12 protein-coding genes are annotated in these 14,565 nt (G+C 65.6%); 3 read left to right on the top strand and 9 right to left on the bottom strand.

The genetic code is table 11. The annotated features are described in order from the left end of the window. Window positions 1-9: 9 nt before the first annotated feature. A complete protein-coding gene (locus tag L1F31_RS05045) occupies window positions 10-2,802 on the bottom strand; it encodes a hypothetical protein (protein WP_265419581.1) in 2,793 nt (930 codons plus the stop codon). A 336-nt stretch (window positions 2,803-3,138) separates the two neighbouring features. On the opposite strand from L1F31_RS05045, the gene acs reads away from it, so the two are divergent. Both acs and L1F31_RS05035 read left to right on the top strand, forming a co-directional pair. After that, a complete protein-coding gene (gene acs / locus L1F31_RS05040) occupies window positions 3,139-5,076 on the top strand; it encodes an acetate--CoA ligase (protein WP_265419580.1) in 1,938 nt (645 codons plus the stop codon). A gap of 216 nt (window positions 5,077-5,292) precedes the next feature. Next, complete coding sequence (locus L1F31_RS05035) at window positions 5,293-5,700, top strand: phage holin family protein (RefSeq protein WP_265419579.1); 408 nt, start codon at window positions 5,293-5,295, stop codon at window positions 5,698-5,700. A gap of 148 nt (window positions 5,701-5,848) precedes the next feature. Here the strand turns inward: L1F31_RS05035 and L1F31_RS05030 are convergent, their stop codons facing one another. Further along, window positions 5,849-6,583 (bottom strand): NUDIX hydrolase, encoded by a 735-nt coding sequence (locus L1F31_RS05030; protein ID WP_265419578.1) that lies wholly within the window; start codon window positions 6,581-6,583, stop codon window positions 5,849-5,851. Further along, complete coding sequence (gene nth, locus L1F31_RS05025) at window positions 6,580-7,419, bottom strand: endonuclease III (RefSeq protein ID WP_429860945.1); 840 nt, start codon at window positions 7,417-7,419, stop codon at window positions 6,580-6,582. The genes L1F31_RS05030 and nth overlap by 4 nt, the downstream gene beginning before the upstream one ends. A gap of 245 nt (window positions 7,420-7,664) precedes the next feature. Between nth and L1F31_RS05020 the strand changes: the two genes are divergently transcribed. Beyond that, entirely contained in the window at window positions 7,665-8,342 is a 678-nt protein-coding gene (locus tag L1F31_RS05020; protein WP_265419577.1) for a Crp/Fnr family transcriptional regulator, read from the top strand. 83 nt (window positions 8,343-8,425) lie between these two features. On the opposite strand, the gene L1F31_RS05015 is transcribed toward L1F31_RS05020, so the two are convergent. The 6 genes from L1F31_RS05015 to L1F31_RS04990 all read right to left on the bottom strand — a co-directional run bounded on the left by L1F31_RS05015 (window position 8,426) and on the right by L1F31_RS04990 (window position 14,491). Further along, window positions 8,426-9,193: an MBL fold metallo-hydrolase gene (locus L1F31_RS05015; RefSeq protein ID WP_265419576.1), complete on the bottom strand. Its 768-nt coding sequence runs from the start codon at window positions 9,191-9,193 to the stop codon at window positions 8,426-8,428. Further along, window positions 9,190-10,167: an NUDIX hydrolase gene (locus tag L1F31_RS05010; RefSeq protein ID WP_265419575.1), complete on the bottom strand. Its 978-nt coding sequence runs from the start codon at window positions 10,165-10,167 to the stop codon at window positions 9,190-9,192. Before L1F31_RS05010 ends, L1F31_RS05015 begins: the two co-directional genes overlap by 4 nt. After that, a complete protein-coding gene (locus L1F31_RS05005; protein ID WP_265419574.1) occupies window positions 10,157-10,630 on the bottom strand; it encodes a RidA family protein in 474 nt (157 codons plus the stop codon). Before L1F31_RS05005 ends, L1F31_RS05010 begins: the two co-directional genes overlap by 11 nt. Before the next feature lie 44 nt (window positions 10,631-10,674). Then, window positions 10,675-10,830, bottom strand: a complete 156-nt coding sequence (sp36, locus tag L1F31_RS05000; RefSeq protein ID WP_009883339.1) for a Sp36 family protein — start codon at window positions 10,828-10,830, stop codon at window positions 10,675-10,677. Between the two features lie 303 nt (window positions 10,831-11,133). Next, the gene (locus tag L1F31_RS04995) at window positions 11,134-13,455 is read right to left on the bottom strand and encodes a transglycosylase domain-containing protein (protein ID WP_265419573.1); all 2,322 of its coding nucleotides are present in this window, start codon (window positions 13,453-13,455) and stop codon (window positions 11,134-11,136) included. Between the two features lie 103 nt (window positions 13,456-13,558). Further along, window positions 13,559-14,491, bottom strand: a complete 933-nt coding sequence (locus tag L1F31_RS04990) for a metallophosphoesterase (RefSeq protein WP_265419572.1) — start codon at window positions 14,489-14,491, stop codon at window positions 13,559-13,561. Between the last annotated feature and the right edge of the window lie 74 nt (window positions 14,492-14,565).

The raw sequence follows: 14,565 nt of genomic DNA, 5'->3' as shown, positions 1-14,565 counted from the left end.
CGGTCCGGTTCAGCCGCGCTGGATGCCTTCGATATTGCGCAGGAGTCCTACGCTGCCGTCGGAGTCGCGGACCTTGAACCAGGAGCCGTTGTCTTCGAGGCTGAGGTACCAGTCGCCCGGGTAGATCGTGAACACCGGCAGCCCGGTGGTCGGATCCACGGCTTCACGCGGTTCGGGAACGGCGAACCAGAACGCCTGGACGATGGAACGGCCGCCGTCTTGGTTGCCCTGGTTGTCGCCCTGGCCGGCCTGGGCGCTGTCCTGGGATGCCTGCTTGCTTCCCTGGCCCGCCTGGTTGCTGCCTTGGCCCGCGTCGGCCGGAACCGGCTCATTGTCGATGGCTGTCTGAGCCACGGTGTCCTCATCCGAACGGTCCGACCGCGGGCTCTCGGAGTTGCCGGTCTCGGGACGGTTGCGGTAATCGGCGACGGGGACGTACTGCGTCGGCTCTTCGCTCTCGGGAGCTTCGGTGCGCTCCGTGCGAGCAGCGGACTGGTCCGTCGACGGCACATCATCAGCACCCGACCGGGAGCGGTCGTCTTCCTCAGATGAGACGACGTTCCCACCCGCGGGGGTGCTCACGACGGTCGCCTCGGTGGACCGGATGTTCGCATCGTCGTCGGCATCGCCTGCAGAGACGCCTTCGCCCGAACGCGCAGCCGATCCCTCAGAAGTCTGTCCGGAGTCGTTCTGCGATGACCGGTCGGTCGCGGCTTTCGACGACTGCTCAGTGGCCTCCGATCGCTGTGCCGCGTCCGACTGTGCCGCGTCCGACTGCTTCGCGGAGTCCGATGTCTGCTCGAATGCTGAGTCCGAGACAGACTCGGGTGCTGAATCGGTCGAAGGCGTCGCCTGCGCGTCTCCTCCGCCGATGGTCGCTGCCTCGGAGGCCCGAGCGTTCGTATCCGAGGTCTTGGAGTTGACCTTCGACACGAGGTCGCTGCTCTCGGCAGGCGAGGCGGCGCTCGCCGACTCGCTCTCTGCCTCCGATGCGGTCGGAGCGGTCTCCGATGCAGTCGGGGCGGTCTCCCCGGTTCCGGAGGACTTCACCGAATCCTGGGCGTCAGTCGTTCTTTCGGTCTCTGCCTCCGGTGCGGAATGGCGCCCGCGGCGGCGTTCGGAGTCCGAATTCGCGGCCGCGACGCCTGCCGCTGCTGCACCGGCACCGATGACACCGGCACCTGCGGCAGCTGCCGCAGCACCCGAATGTCCTTCATCACCGGAGGCGGGCCGCTGTTCGGACTGCTGGTCGTTGACTGCCGGCCCGTCGTTCACTGCGGGCTGGTCGACCATGGTCGCCTCTTCGCCACGGGCATCGGCGTGGTCCTGGCCGGCACCGACGCCGAAGGCCTGGGTCGGCTCACTCTGCGAATGCTGCGGCGCCTGCGAATCGCGACGACCGAGGTACGTCGGTCCGTCGCCGGTGCTGTGGACGGGTCCGTCCGCGGATTCAGCCGGGGTTTCGGCCGGTGTTTCGGTCGCAGTTGCCGCGAACGAGCTGGCCGAATGGCCGGCTTCCTGCTGCTCCGGCGGAGCGTAGGGGTTGCGCTGCTGTGCCTCGTCTGGCTGACCGAACCGCTGCTGGTCGGCCTGCTGGTCGGCCTGGTGGCCGAACTGCTGCTGGCCCTGCTGTTCGGGAGCTGCGAATGGGCTCTGGTTCTGACCGAACTGGTCGCCGCCTGCTTGACCGGGCTGGCCCGGCTGGCCTGGCTGGCCCGGCTGATCCGACTGTCCCGGCTGACCGGGCTGACCGGGGGCACCGAATGCGGCGGCACCGGACTGACCGGCTCCATACTGACCAGCACCTGGCTGACCGGCACCTGGCTGGCCCGCTTCAGGCTGTCCGGGACCATTGCCCGGACCGAAACCGGCACCGGCCGGAGCCGAACCGTAGGGAGCGAAACCGGGGCCGCCGGCATTGCCGCCGGGGACATTGGCCACTGGCGCTGGGTGCTGCGTGTGCTTGGATACCGGACGTGCCTTCGGGTGAGTGTCGATGGCCTCGCGCCCGTCGAACTCCTTGGCGAAGAAGGGCAGCATCGTGAAAACGCCCGCGAAGAAGGCGATGAGGGCGGCGAAGAACGCCAAGTAGGAGCCGACGCGCCAGTACACCGCTGAGGTGAGCAGGTCGACGAACGCATAGGTGAACGCCACAGCAGTGAGCACAGAGATGAACTGATCGAGGCTGAGAGACCCGATCCGCAGTCGGCCGTTGCCGAACTTATTGACGAGAACCGCTGCGGCGACGACGAGCAGCGCAAGCAGGTTGAACACAAGCGCGCTGATGTCTGCCACGTTCCAGTGCCACACGGTGGTGGTGATGACGCTGTAGCCGCGGTACGGCACGAACAGCGCGATGAGCGCGAGCAGTCCCGCGAACAGGAGGAAGAGGTCACGCAGAGTCAGCGGGCCCAGCAGGCCCGGACCGGTCTTCTGCTTGGGCGCAGGAGCCTGACCGAACTGTCCGGGTGCGGAACCATAGGGGCCGGGGCCGGAACCATAGGGACCGGGTCCCGATCCGTACGGTCCCGGGCCGGAGCCGTAGGGGCCAGGTCCCGAACCGTATTGCGCCGGTGCCGAACCATAGGGTCCCGGGGCCGGGGCGCTCTGGCCCGGTGCCGAGCCATAGGGGCCGGGCGCTGAGCCGTAGGCCTGGCCGGGACCCGAAGCTGCCGGTCCCGGACCGGATCCGTAGGCGGGCGGCTGACCGCCGGCCTGAGGTGCGTTCTGGCCTGGATACTGCGGGGGCTGATCCTGCCACGGCTGTGGGCCGGACCCGGTTGGATGCTGCGGCGAACTCATCGCTCACTCCACTCGATCTTGGGGAAAATGAACAGTGTTGCTGCGCCTGCACAGGACGGATCCCGACAGACTCTGACCCCCATCCTTGCAGAACACAGGGTGTCTGCGCACTCATATGCACAATCCGAACCGCCCTCAGGGCAGCCCTCATCCCCGCCGAGGCGGCCCACCGTCACCGGCGTACACCCCGATTCGACTGTGACCCATACCACTGAATTACCGTCATGGCTACCCCCGATTCCCCCGTTCATCGCACGAAACTGCACGTCATCGCCCCCTCCGCCGGGTATACAGTGCAACTAGATTTTCGATCCACCAAAGAAGTCGGAGGGAAGAATGACCGAAACCACTGCCGAGCAGACAGAGACCTTTGCTCCTCCCGAGCAGTTCGCGGCCGATGCCAATGTCAAAGCCGACGAGTACGAACGTGCCGAAGCCGACTACCTGAGCTTTTGGGCCGAGCAGTCCCGTGAACTCGTCGACTGGAACGAGGACTTCGGTGAAGTTCTCGACTGGACGAACCCTCCGTTCGCGAAGTGGTTCGTCGGCGGCAAGCTCAACGTCGCTTTCAACTGCCTCGACCGCCACGTCATCGCCGGCAACGGCGACCGTGTGGCCATCAACTTCGAAGGCGAGCCCGGCGACTCCCGCAGCTTCACCTATGCGCAGCTCCTCGCCGAGGTATCGAAGACGGCCAATACGCTCACCGAACTCGGCGTGAAGGCAGGCGACCGTGTCGCGATCTACCTGCCGATGATCCCCGAAGCGATCATCTCGATGCTTGCCTGCGCCCGCCTCGGCGCCGCTCATTCCGTGGTCTTCGGCGGTTTCTCCTCCGATGCCCTGCGCTCGCGCATCATCGATGCCGAAGCCCGCGTGGTCATCACCGCCGACGGAAGCTACCGTCGCACCAAGCCGACCAGCCTCAAACCCGCCGTCGACGAGGCACTCTCCCACGGCGACACCCCGGTCGAGCATGTCCTCGTCGTCAAGCGCACCGGTCAGGACATCGACTGGGTCGACGGTCGCGACCAGTGGTGGGAACAAAGCGTCGGTCAGGCCAGCGACCAGCACGAATGCGAATTCTTCGATTCGGAGAATCCGCTGTTCATCCTCTACACCTCCGGCACGACCGGAAAGCCGAAGGGCATCCTCCACACCACCGGCGGCTACCTCACCCAGGTGCTGTACTCGATGAAGGCGGTGTTCGACGCCAAGCCGGAAACCGATGTCTTCTGGTGCACCGCCGACGTCGGCTGGGTCACCGGCCACTCCTATGTCACCTACGGTCCGCTGGCCGCCGGGATGACTCAGGTCGTCTACGAGGGCACCCCGGACACCCCGCACCAGGGTCGTTGGTGGGAGATCGTCGAGAAGTACAAGGTGACCACGCTCTACGCGGCACCGACGGCGATCCGCACCTGCATGAAGTGGGGTGAGGAGGTCCCGGGCAAGTACGACCTGACCAGCCTCCGCCTGCTCGGCAGCGTGGGTGAGCCGATCAATCCGGAGGCCTGGCGCTGGTATCACCGCGTCATCGGCGGCGAACGCTGCCCGATCGTCGACACCTGGTGGCAGACGGAGACCGGTGCGCACATGATCGCTCCCCTGCCGGGAGTGCTCTCGACCAAACCTGGTTCCTCCCAGCGTCCGATCCCCGGCATCTCCGTCGACGTCGTCGATGATTCGGGAGAGAACCCAGCCGGTCCCGAAGGCGGCCTCCTCGTCATCCGCCGTCCGTGGCCGTCGATGCTGCGCGGGATCTGGAAAGATCCGGAGCGTTTCAAGGAGACCTACTGGTCACGGTTCGAAGACACCTACTTCGCCGGTGACGGTGCGCGTCGGGACGATGACGGCGATATCTGGTTCCTCGGGCGTGTCGACGATGTCATGAACGTCTCCGGTCACCGCCTGTCGACCGCGGAGATCGAATCCTCGCTCGTCGCTCATCCCAAGGTCACCGAGGCGGCTGTGGTCGGTGCGGCCGACGAGACCTCAGGTCAGGCCGTCGTCGCCTTCGTCATCATCGCCAATGGCGTCGAGGACTCCCCGGAGACCGCCGAGGAGCTGCGTCAGCATGTGGGCAAGGACATCGGCCCGATCGCGAAGCCGAAGAAGGTCCATATCGTCACGGATCTGCCCAAGACCCGGTCGGGCAAGATCATGCGCCGCCTGCTCAAGGACGTCGCCGAGAACCGGGAGGTCGGCAACACGATGACTCTCGCCGATTCCTCGGTGATGGAGACCATCGAGAAGTCCGTGGCGAAGTCCTGAACCGAACCGACCTGATGGCTGCGGTGTCCGGGTAAGTGATGGCCACGGAGCCCCGGCAAGTGGACGACCCGTCGGTGACAGAAGCTGCCGTGCTGTGCGCGGCGCTTCCGGATCCGACGGGTTTTCCCGGTTTCCCGACGATTCGCCTTTGGCCGCAGGGCGCCTTCAGACTACTCTTAAGTTAGATTGTCCTCGTTCTCGATATAGGAGCTCCCCATGGCCGAACGGTCGATCAGCGAACTGATCAAAGGCATCAGCGACGATTCCAAAGCAATCGCCGAGGAAGAGATTGCTCTGGCCAAGGCCGAGGCCACTGCCGGTGCCAAGAACCTGGGCATCGGTGCCGGTCTCGCCATCGTCGCTCTCTTCTTCCTCTTCCTGTCCTCCTTCATGGTGATCTTCGCCGGAGCCGCGGCCTTCCATGAGGGACTCGGCTGGCCATGGTGGGGAAGCTTCCTCATCATCTTCGGCATCCTCGCCGTTCTCGCGATCATCCTCGTCCTCATCGCCCTTCCGCTGTTCAAGAAGGGCAACCCGGTGCCTGGCACCGCGATCGGTTCGGCCAAATCGCTCGTCGCATCGATCAAGCGCGCGATCAAGAATCCTTCGGGCCCCAGGTACTGACACCTCTCCAGCACTGACAATCGATTGAGACGCCGAGGCGGCGCCGGACTTCACGTCCGGCGCCGCCTTCGTCTGTGCGCTGAGCACCGCTGTCTCTGCGCTGAACACCGAACGAACACAGATCCGGCCGACGTTCGGGTTCGTCGTCTCAGAAGTCGATGGCGATGGGAGCCTGCTTGTCCCAGTCCCCCGCCCAGCCGAGATGGTCGAGTGCGAAATCGAGGATGCCGGCGGTGAAACCCCACACCTTGAGCACACCGACGTCGAAGGCCGGGGTGGAGATCTTCAGGTCCGGGCGGGCGAAAGTGCCGCGGTTGGCCGGCGCGACGAGATCGGCGATGGCGACACGGTAGACGGAATAGGATTCGCGCTGATCCATCACCTGCACCGCACCCGGTTCGCGCCAATAGCCGATGACGGGAGTGACCTCGAACTTCGAGACGGGGATGTAGAGCGGATCCATCTGCCCGAGCACCTCGACGGTGTCGGGGACGATTCCCGCTTCCTCCTCTGCTTCCCGCAGTGCGGCCGCGGCCATCGAATCGTCTTCCGGGTCGCGCCCGCCCCCGGGAAAGGCCACCTGCCCCGGGTGATGGCGCAGGGTCGCAGCCCTCTGCAGCAGCACGATGTCGACATCGCCGACACCGAGTTCGCTCAGGCGCGCGGCCTCGGCTCGTCCCGCCTCGGTGCGGGGTGCTCCCCCACGACCGAAGAGCATGAGCACGGCCGCGTCCCGGGCCTGCTCCCGCTCGTGCAGCTTCTTCTGTCTGCGCAGCCACAACGGGGATCCGTGCGAAGCCGCCAGGTTCTCAAGCTGACCGCGCAGCGCACCGTCCGCGATGGTCGCGGATTCGGGCGGCAGCTCAGGAATGCCGGCACTCATCGGTCGTTCTCGACGGCGTCGGATTCGGAGGCGTCGAGCTCGGAAGCGTCAGAGGTGGCAGCGTTCGAGGATTCGGGGGCGGCCGCATCGGCGACGGTGGCTTCCGGGGCCATTTCGAACCTGAGCATGGAACGGGCCTTGTCCGGGTCGAGTTCGCCGATGCCGAACGACGGGCACAGGGCGGCCAGGGGGCAGGCTCCGCAGGCAGGTCTGCGGGAGTGGCAGATGCGACGGCCGTGGAAGATCACCCGATGCGAGAGCAGGGTGAGGTCCCTCTTCGGGAACAGGGCGGCGATCTCGTGTTCGGCCTTGACCGGGTCGGTCTCCTCGGTCCAGCCGAATCGCCGGGCCAGGCGCCCCATGTGGGTGTCGACGGTCAGCCCCGGCGTGTCGAAGGCGTTGCCGAGGACGACGTTCGCGGTCTTGCGGCCGACTCCGGCGAGCTTGACGAGCTTGTCGAGTCTGTTCGGCACCACCCCGTCGTACTCGTCGACGAGTTCGTTCGCGAGCTTGACGATGTTGCGCGCCTTCGCGCGGTAGAACCCGGTGGAGCGGATGAGCTCCTCCACCTCGATGAGGTTGGCCACCGCCAGGGAATGCGCATCGGGGAAGGCGGCGAAGAGGCCCGGGGTGACGGCGTTGACGCGGATGTCGGTGGTCTGCGCGGACAGGACGGTGGCGATGAGCAGCTGGAACGGGGTCTCGAAATCGAGTTCGCACTTCGCGTTCGGATACACCTCGGCGAGGATCCGATGGATCTTCCGGGCCCGACGCGTCCGCCCCAGAGGGGTCTCCTTCGCGAACTTCCGCGCGCTCTTCTCTGCCACCGTCAACACGACTCACCATCCTAATCCGTGCCCCGGAATTCCGCAGTTGCACCGCTCACATCGGACGGTTCTCCGCCTCACATCGGTCGCTGAGGGCGACGACGGCGGGCACAGGCAGGGACACTTCCCGGGGAGGGGGCCGGCCGCCTCGGCGAAGGAATTCTCACTGATGGGCCAAACTCCCGCGTCTTTGCTGGTATCGATGCAGATGACCAGGTAGATTTATCTGTGATTATCACGACAAGGAGGAACCAGTGGATATTGAAGTGGTGCGGGGCGCGACGCTCTTCGCAGGTCTGGACGATGAAGCCACCAGTGCATTGATGAAGTTCATGAACCCGCGGAGTCTCCGTCGGGGAACCGTGCTCTTCCATGAGGGCGATGCCGGCGATGAGCTCTACATCGTCTCCACGGGCAAACTCAAGATCGGCCGTGAATCCTCCGACGGCCGTGAGAACCTGCTGTCCGTGGTCGGCCCCGGCGAGCTCATCGGCGAACTCAGCCTCTTCGACCCGGGCCCACGGTCCACTTCCGTCACCGCTGTCTCCCAGTCGGAGCTGCTCAGCCTCAAGCACGAGGACCTGACCACCTGGCTCAACGAGCGACCGCAGGCCGCGATGAACCTGCTCAAGGCCCTCGCCCAGCGCCTGCGCCGGACCAATGAGACCGTCGGCGACCTCGTGTTCTCCGATGTGCCCGGCCGTGTCGCCAAGGCGCTGCTCGACCTGGCCGCCCGCTTCTCGAAGCCGGCCCCGGACGGCGTCCTCGTCGCCCACGACCTCACCCAGGAAGAGCTCGCGCAGCTCGTCGGCGCGTCCCGTGAGACCGTGAACAAGGCTCTGGCCGACTTCGCCGCTCGCGGCTTCATCCGCCTCGAGGCCCGTTCCGTCGTCATCCTCGACATGGACCGGATGCGCAACCGCGCCCGCTGATCCTCCCGCATACGCGGAACGCCCCAGCCGATCGGCTGGGGCGTTCTGCGTGTTCGCGGCGGGTGTGGTGTGCCGACGGAGGCTCAGGCGTCGTCGGCGGCGGGCAGAGCGTCGAGGTAGGCCAGCTGGGCCTTGACGATCTGTTCGGCGGCGGGCCGCACGCTGTCGTCGACGTCGTGGTAGACGATGTCGCACACCTCCGCAGCGGTGCTCGCTCCCTGCGCCAGTGCCGCTTTGACCTGTTCGATGCGTTCACGTCGGTGGGAGCGGTAGTAGTCGATCACCTCGGCGGGGGCGTCGATGCGCTCCCCGTGGGCGGGTTCGATGATTGCGAACTCCCCGTCGTCGAGCAGCGACTTCAGCCGGTCGAGGGAGTCCAGGTAATCGCGCAGGGAACCTTCGGGGTGGGTGACGATCGTCGTCCCCTCCCCCAGGATCGTGTCGCCGCTGTAGAGGGTGCCGGCGTGGATGAGGCTGATGCTGTCGCTCGTGTGGCCGGGGGTGGCCACGACGCGCAGAACGTCGGCGGGAGTCTCACCGAAGGCGATGACAACGCCGTCTTTCACCGGCTCCGTGTGTCGGGCGAAGCGGTCGAGGACGGCATAGACGGGCACCTCGGGGGCCCACTGGTCGATGCTGCCGAGCATCTCCGAGTGGTCGGCGTGCTGGTGGGTGAGCACGATAGCACGCAGGTCCCGGTCGGCCACCTCGGCGAGGAATGCCTCCCGGTGGTCGGACATCTCCGGACCGGGATCGATGACGACCGCCGAGGTGTCGTCCTGGCTGGTGAGTACGTAGGTGTTCGTCCCGGTCAGGGTCATCGGGCCGGGATTGTTCGCACGGATTCTCATGAGTCCTCACTTTCCTCGTCGGTATTGTCGTCATCGTCGTCATCGCCGCTGAAGGTCAGGAAGCCGGGGTTCTGGTCGGTGTCGCTCTCGCCCACCGCGATTCCCCGGTCGCGCAGCGATCCTTTGCTGTGCGGGTCCTTGCCGGTCTGGATGACGACCTTCCAGTCGCCGTCGTCGTTGATGATCTCCGGACGCAGGGGGTGGACGTTGCGGATCTGGGCCATGGCCGCGCCGACACTTGTGACCTCGGCGAGGCTTTCGACGATCAGTCGGGCTGCTGCGCCGATGCTGTTGGGGTCGCCTCCGACCTCGGCGAGGATCTGACCAGGGCGTTTCCACCCGCCGGAGGTTTCGTTCGGGGACAGGAAGTCGACGTCCTGGCCGAAGGGCACGGTGGCGATGAAGAAAGTCGTGTCGAAACGGTGCAGCTGGGTGGGGGTGTTGATCCAGCGCAGCCATGGCTTGCACAGATCGGGGCGCAGACGCAGATCACGCTCGCGCAGGACCTGGGACCAGGAGACCTCATTGGAGAACAGCCGCGACCGGGTGGAGCGCCAGTCCGTCTGCGGGGCGGCCACGATCTCCCGATCGACGTCTTCGGCGAGCAGAATTCCGGTCGCGGCGAAGGTGATGCGGGCCGCGGCGGAGAAGTGGTGGAGGGCGCGTGACTTGTTCTCAATGCTCAGCGCTCGGGCGCAGCGGGCCGAATTCCATCCGGCCAAAGGCAGCTTGCGCACGTCGCCCGGGCGCAGGCTGCTGGTGGGAAAGGCCCACCGATTCCGGTCCTCGACACCGCGGGCGTCGAGCTGTCGGGTGATGAAGAGTTCCAGACCCTCAGGGGTGTCTCGGATGAGCACGATCGCCGAGGTGGGGCGGGGCGCCTCGGGGACGGGCCACCGTCCGTCGGACTGCCAGTGGTCAAGCAGCCACCGCAGTTCCGACGAGACGGGAAGGGTGCGTCCGCTAAGCGGCATCGCCTGCGACCTCGACGACGACCTCGACCTCGACGGGGGTGCCGAGTGGGAGGGTGTTCACGCCGACCGCGCTGCGCGCGTGCTGTCCGCGGTCACCGAAGATCTCTCCGAAGAGTTCGGACACACCGTTGATGACGGCAGGCTGCTGGGTGAAGTCATCGGCGGAATTGACGAAGCCGGTGACCTTGACGACACGCACGATCTTGTCGAGGTCTCCGATGACTCCGGCGATCGCTGCCAAGGCGTTGAGTCCGGCTGTACGGGCCAGCTGGTAGCCGGTGTCGAGGTCGACGTCGGTGCCCAGATGTCCGGTGGCCGGCAGTTTGCCGTCGATGACGGGCAGCTGGCCTGAGGTGTAGACATAGTTACCGGTGCGCAGGGCAGGCACGTAGGCACCTGCGGGTGCGGCGATCTCAGGCAGTTCGAGACCGAGTTCGGCGAGGCGGTCGAGGGTCTGGGACATGGTTCCCCTTTCGATGTGGTTAAGGTCGAGACAGCTGTGTCAGTTCATTCCTTCGGGCGCTTGAGGTAGGCGACGAGACCGTTGTTGTCGGGCCCCGGAACGACCTGGACGAGTTCGTATCCGTCCTCGCCCCACTGATCGAGGATCTGCTTCGTCGCGTGGACGATGAGCGGCACGGTGACGTATTCCCACTTGGTCATGATTCTCCTCGGTGACGGGTGCGCCGGCTCTCTGCTTGTGCAGGTCAGTCCCGGCACGGACGCCGGCGCGTTGGTGTCCCCAGACTAACCCAGTCCGACTCTGGTGAGCACGCCTGACGGAATGCGGACTGCCGTTGAGTGCAGACACACCTGAGGGCGGGGAGGATGGTCGCATCCTCCCCGCCCTCTGACTCTGTGAGCGGTTCTCAGCCGTGTTCCCGGTGGGATCGCCGAGGCGCCTCACGGACTGTGGCGCATCGGCTCAGCCGACTGGCTGGTCGGTTGGCTCGGCGGCTGGTCGGCTCAGTTGCCGCCGAGGCCGGGAGCTTCGCCGCCGCCATCGCCGCCGTCGCCGCCGCCGCCGTTTCCGCCGCCGTTGTTGCCGCCTCCGTTGTTGCCGCCTCCGCCGCCGGTGCCACCGCCACCGGTGCCGCCGTTGCCTTGGCTTCCGCCGCCTCCGCCACCGGTGCCGCCACCGCCGCCTCCGCCGCGGTTAGTACCGGACGACGAGCCGCCGCCACCGCCGGAGCCGCCGCCTGAGAAGTACTTGCTGCTGGGCTTGGGGAACCCGGTGTTGCCCTTGGTCTCCTTGACCGCCTGGCTCATGTACGCCTGCCAGGTCTTACCGGAGATGGTCGCTCCGTAGACGTGGCCGCGGACGACACCCTCACTGTTCGTGCGCCAGTCGCGAGTACCGCCCGGGTCACCGGTCCAGACTGCCGTCGACAGCGTCTTCGTGAACCCGAGCAGCCAGGTGTGACCGACTTCGAAGTTCGTCGTACCGGTCTTCGCACCGGCCGGGACTCCGATCTTCAGCGAGCTGGTCGTACCGCCGTTGAACGTCTGCGTCAGGGCGTACGCCACGCCCTTGGCCACTTCCTTGTCGAGGACGCGTTTGCAGCCTTCGCCCGGCAGGTCGAGCTTCTTGCCGTTGCGGTCCTTGATCTCGATGATCGGTTTGGGACCGCAGAACTCGCCCTCATTCGCGAAGGTCGCGAATGCCGCAGCCATGGCGATGGGTGTGGTCTCTGTCGTACCGAGGATCGACGAGGGTGAGAGTGCCTGGATGAAGCCGGATTTGTCCTTGAAGTCCAGCGTCTCACCGCTGCCGTAGCGGATGCCGAGATCCATCGCGGTGTCCATGATGTCGCACATGTTCAGCTGGTTGCCCATGGCCGCATAACCCGTGTTGACGGATTTCTTCGTCGCTTCGAGCGCGGTCATCGAGCCTTTGCCTTCACCGTCGCCGGCGTTGTTCGGCTCCCAGTCGCCGGCCATGTTCGGGCAGCCCTCGTACTTCCAGGAGCTGGCCGGGAAGTTGCGCTTCGTGGCATTGACCGTCGTGTTGAGGCTCTTGCCCGCTTTCAGCCATGCTGTCAGCACGAAGGGCTTCCACGTCGAACCGACCTGGAATCCGCCGCCGCCGTTGTGCTTCTTGTCGACGGTGTAGTTGATCGAGGTCTTCTTGTTCTTGTCCTTCTTCTTCACGTCGCCGACCGTGTAGTCACGGTTCTCGGCCATTGCGATGACCTCACCGGTGCCCGGTTCGATCGTCACCAGGGCGTGACCGGCACCGGAGGGATCGCCGACGGGGACGCGTTTCTTGATCTCTTTGTCCGCGATCTTCTGGATATCGGGGTTGAGGCTCGTCTTGATCGTCAGGCCGCCTCGTTGGAGGAACGCGAGCCGCTCATCGGCGGTTTCGCCGAAGGTCTCGTCGTTCATGATGACGTTCTGAACGTAGTTGCAGAAGAACTCGGCCTTGCTCTTGGCCGCAGAGCAGCCATTCGGCGTCTCATGCAGGTCGAGATCAAGATCGGTCTTGACCGCCTTGTCATATTCCTTCTGCGTGATGTGGTTGTACTTCAGCATCTGCCCGAGCACGGTGTTGCGGCGCTTGAGCACCTGATCGGGGAACCGCTGCGGGTTGAAAGCCGAGGGGTTCTGCACGATTCCGGCGAGCATCGCCGACTGTTGGATGTTGAGGTCCTTGGCGGGGATTCCCCAGTACCGGTAGGCGGCGGCTTCGACGCCGTAGACGTTCGGGGAGCCCGAATAGTTGTTGATGTTCATATAGCGATTGAGAATTTCCTTCTTGTCGTACTTCTTCTCAACCGCGACAGCGAGCTTGGCCTCGCGCAGCTTACGTGCGTACCCGGCGGTGCCTTCGGACTCCTTGGCCGCCGCGACACCCTCTTCGTTCTCCTCGGCGTGCGCGTTCTCGGCCAGCACGTTCTTCACATACTGCTGGGTCAGCGTCGATCCGCCCTGAGTCGTCGAGGACACCATATTGTGCACGGCCGCGCGGGCGATGCCTACGATGTCGACGCCGCCATGTTCGAAATACCGGTAGTCCTCAACAGCGATCGTCGCATTCTGCATGTCCTGCGAGATCTTGTCGAGGGACACCTCTTGGCGGTTCTGCCAGTAGAAGTCGGCGATCTCGGACCCGTCGGAGGCGAGCATCGTCGACTTCTCGCCGAGGTCTTTGATCTCCAAGGTGGCGGGCAGGGAATCGAAGATCTCGACCGCGCTGTTCGCGCTGGCCGTGGCTACACCGACCCCAGGGATGGCAAGACCGGCGGCGACGATGCCGGCGACCGCGCTGACGGCCACAAACTGCATGAACGCGCCCATTTTGGTCGGAGCGGGATTTGACTCAGGAGACACCATGGAAGCCAGTTTAGCGAATTCGCCTTGTGCAAATCTTCAGAAATCGCTGAACTGGCTAGGCTCCCGCGACGAGTTCGAGGACGGTGACCTCCGGTCGGCACGCGAAACGCACTGGTGAGTACGGTGAGAAGCCGAGACCCGCCGAAATCTCGACGAGGCTTTCCCGGTAGGCAAAAACACCCCTCGCGCGTGCCCGATCGAGATCGCAGTTCGTCACGGGTGCACCCCAGAAGGGCACACGGATCTGCCCGCCGTGCGTGTGCCCGGCCATGATGAGATGCGCCCCCGCCGAGGCGAACGCCTCCAAGGTCCGCGAATACGGGGCGTGCGTGACGCCCACCTTGAGACCGGCTGTCGGGTCAAAGCGCGGATGCTCGAGGTTCCCCTCCCCCGGCGCTCCGCCGCTCCACCGGATGCGGTCGCGATCGATGTGGGCGTCTCCGAGGCCGGAGAAGTGGAGGCGGGTTCCGTTGATCGTCAGACTCGCCTCGGCGTTGTCGAGGAAGTGCCATCCTCGCCCGCCGTTCGCGGTGTCATCCTCAAAACCGCGGACGAGAGCCTTGACGTCGAGGTCCGGGTCGACGCGATGTTTGACCTCCGAGGGTGAGCGCAGGTATTTCGCGGGATTCTTCGCCTGCGGGGAGAAGAAGTCGTTCGAGCCGAGGACGAACACTCCGGGGACGTCGAGGAGTCCTGAGAAGACGTCGAGGACGGACGGCACGATATCGGCGGAGAGGTTGTCTCCGGTGTTGACGACGAGGTCGGGTTCGAGCCGGGTGAGTGCCTTGACCCAGGAGGCGCGGTGCTTCTGCCAGGGAGCCAGGTGCAGGTCGGCGACGTGGAGGACCCGGATGCTCTTCGCCCCGGCTGGCAGGACCGGCAGGGTGTGGCGACGGGTGGCGAAGAGGTGGGGTTCGATGACCGCACCCCAGATCCCGGCGGCCGCGGGTGCGGCGAGAGCACCGGCGAGGAGAGCACGCTTCTTCATTCCCCCAATCCTATCCGCTCCCCCATTTGCTACCTGACGGCGCCCCAGCAACGTGGCGCCACGTTGCTGGGGCG

This window comes from Brevibacterium spongiae, assembly GCF_026168515.1.
GTDB classification, from domain to species: domain Bacteria; phylum Actinomycetota; class Actinomycetes; order Actinomycetales; family Brevibacteriaceae; genus Brevibacterium; species Brevibacterium spongiae.
This window is presented reverse-complemented; position numbering and strand designations above follow the sequence as displayed.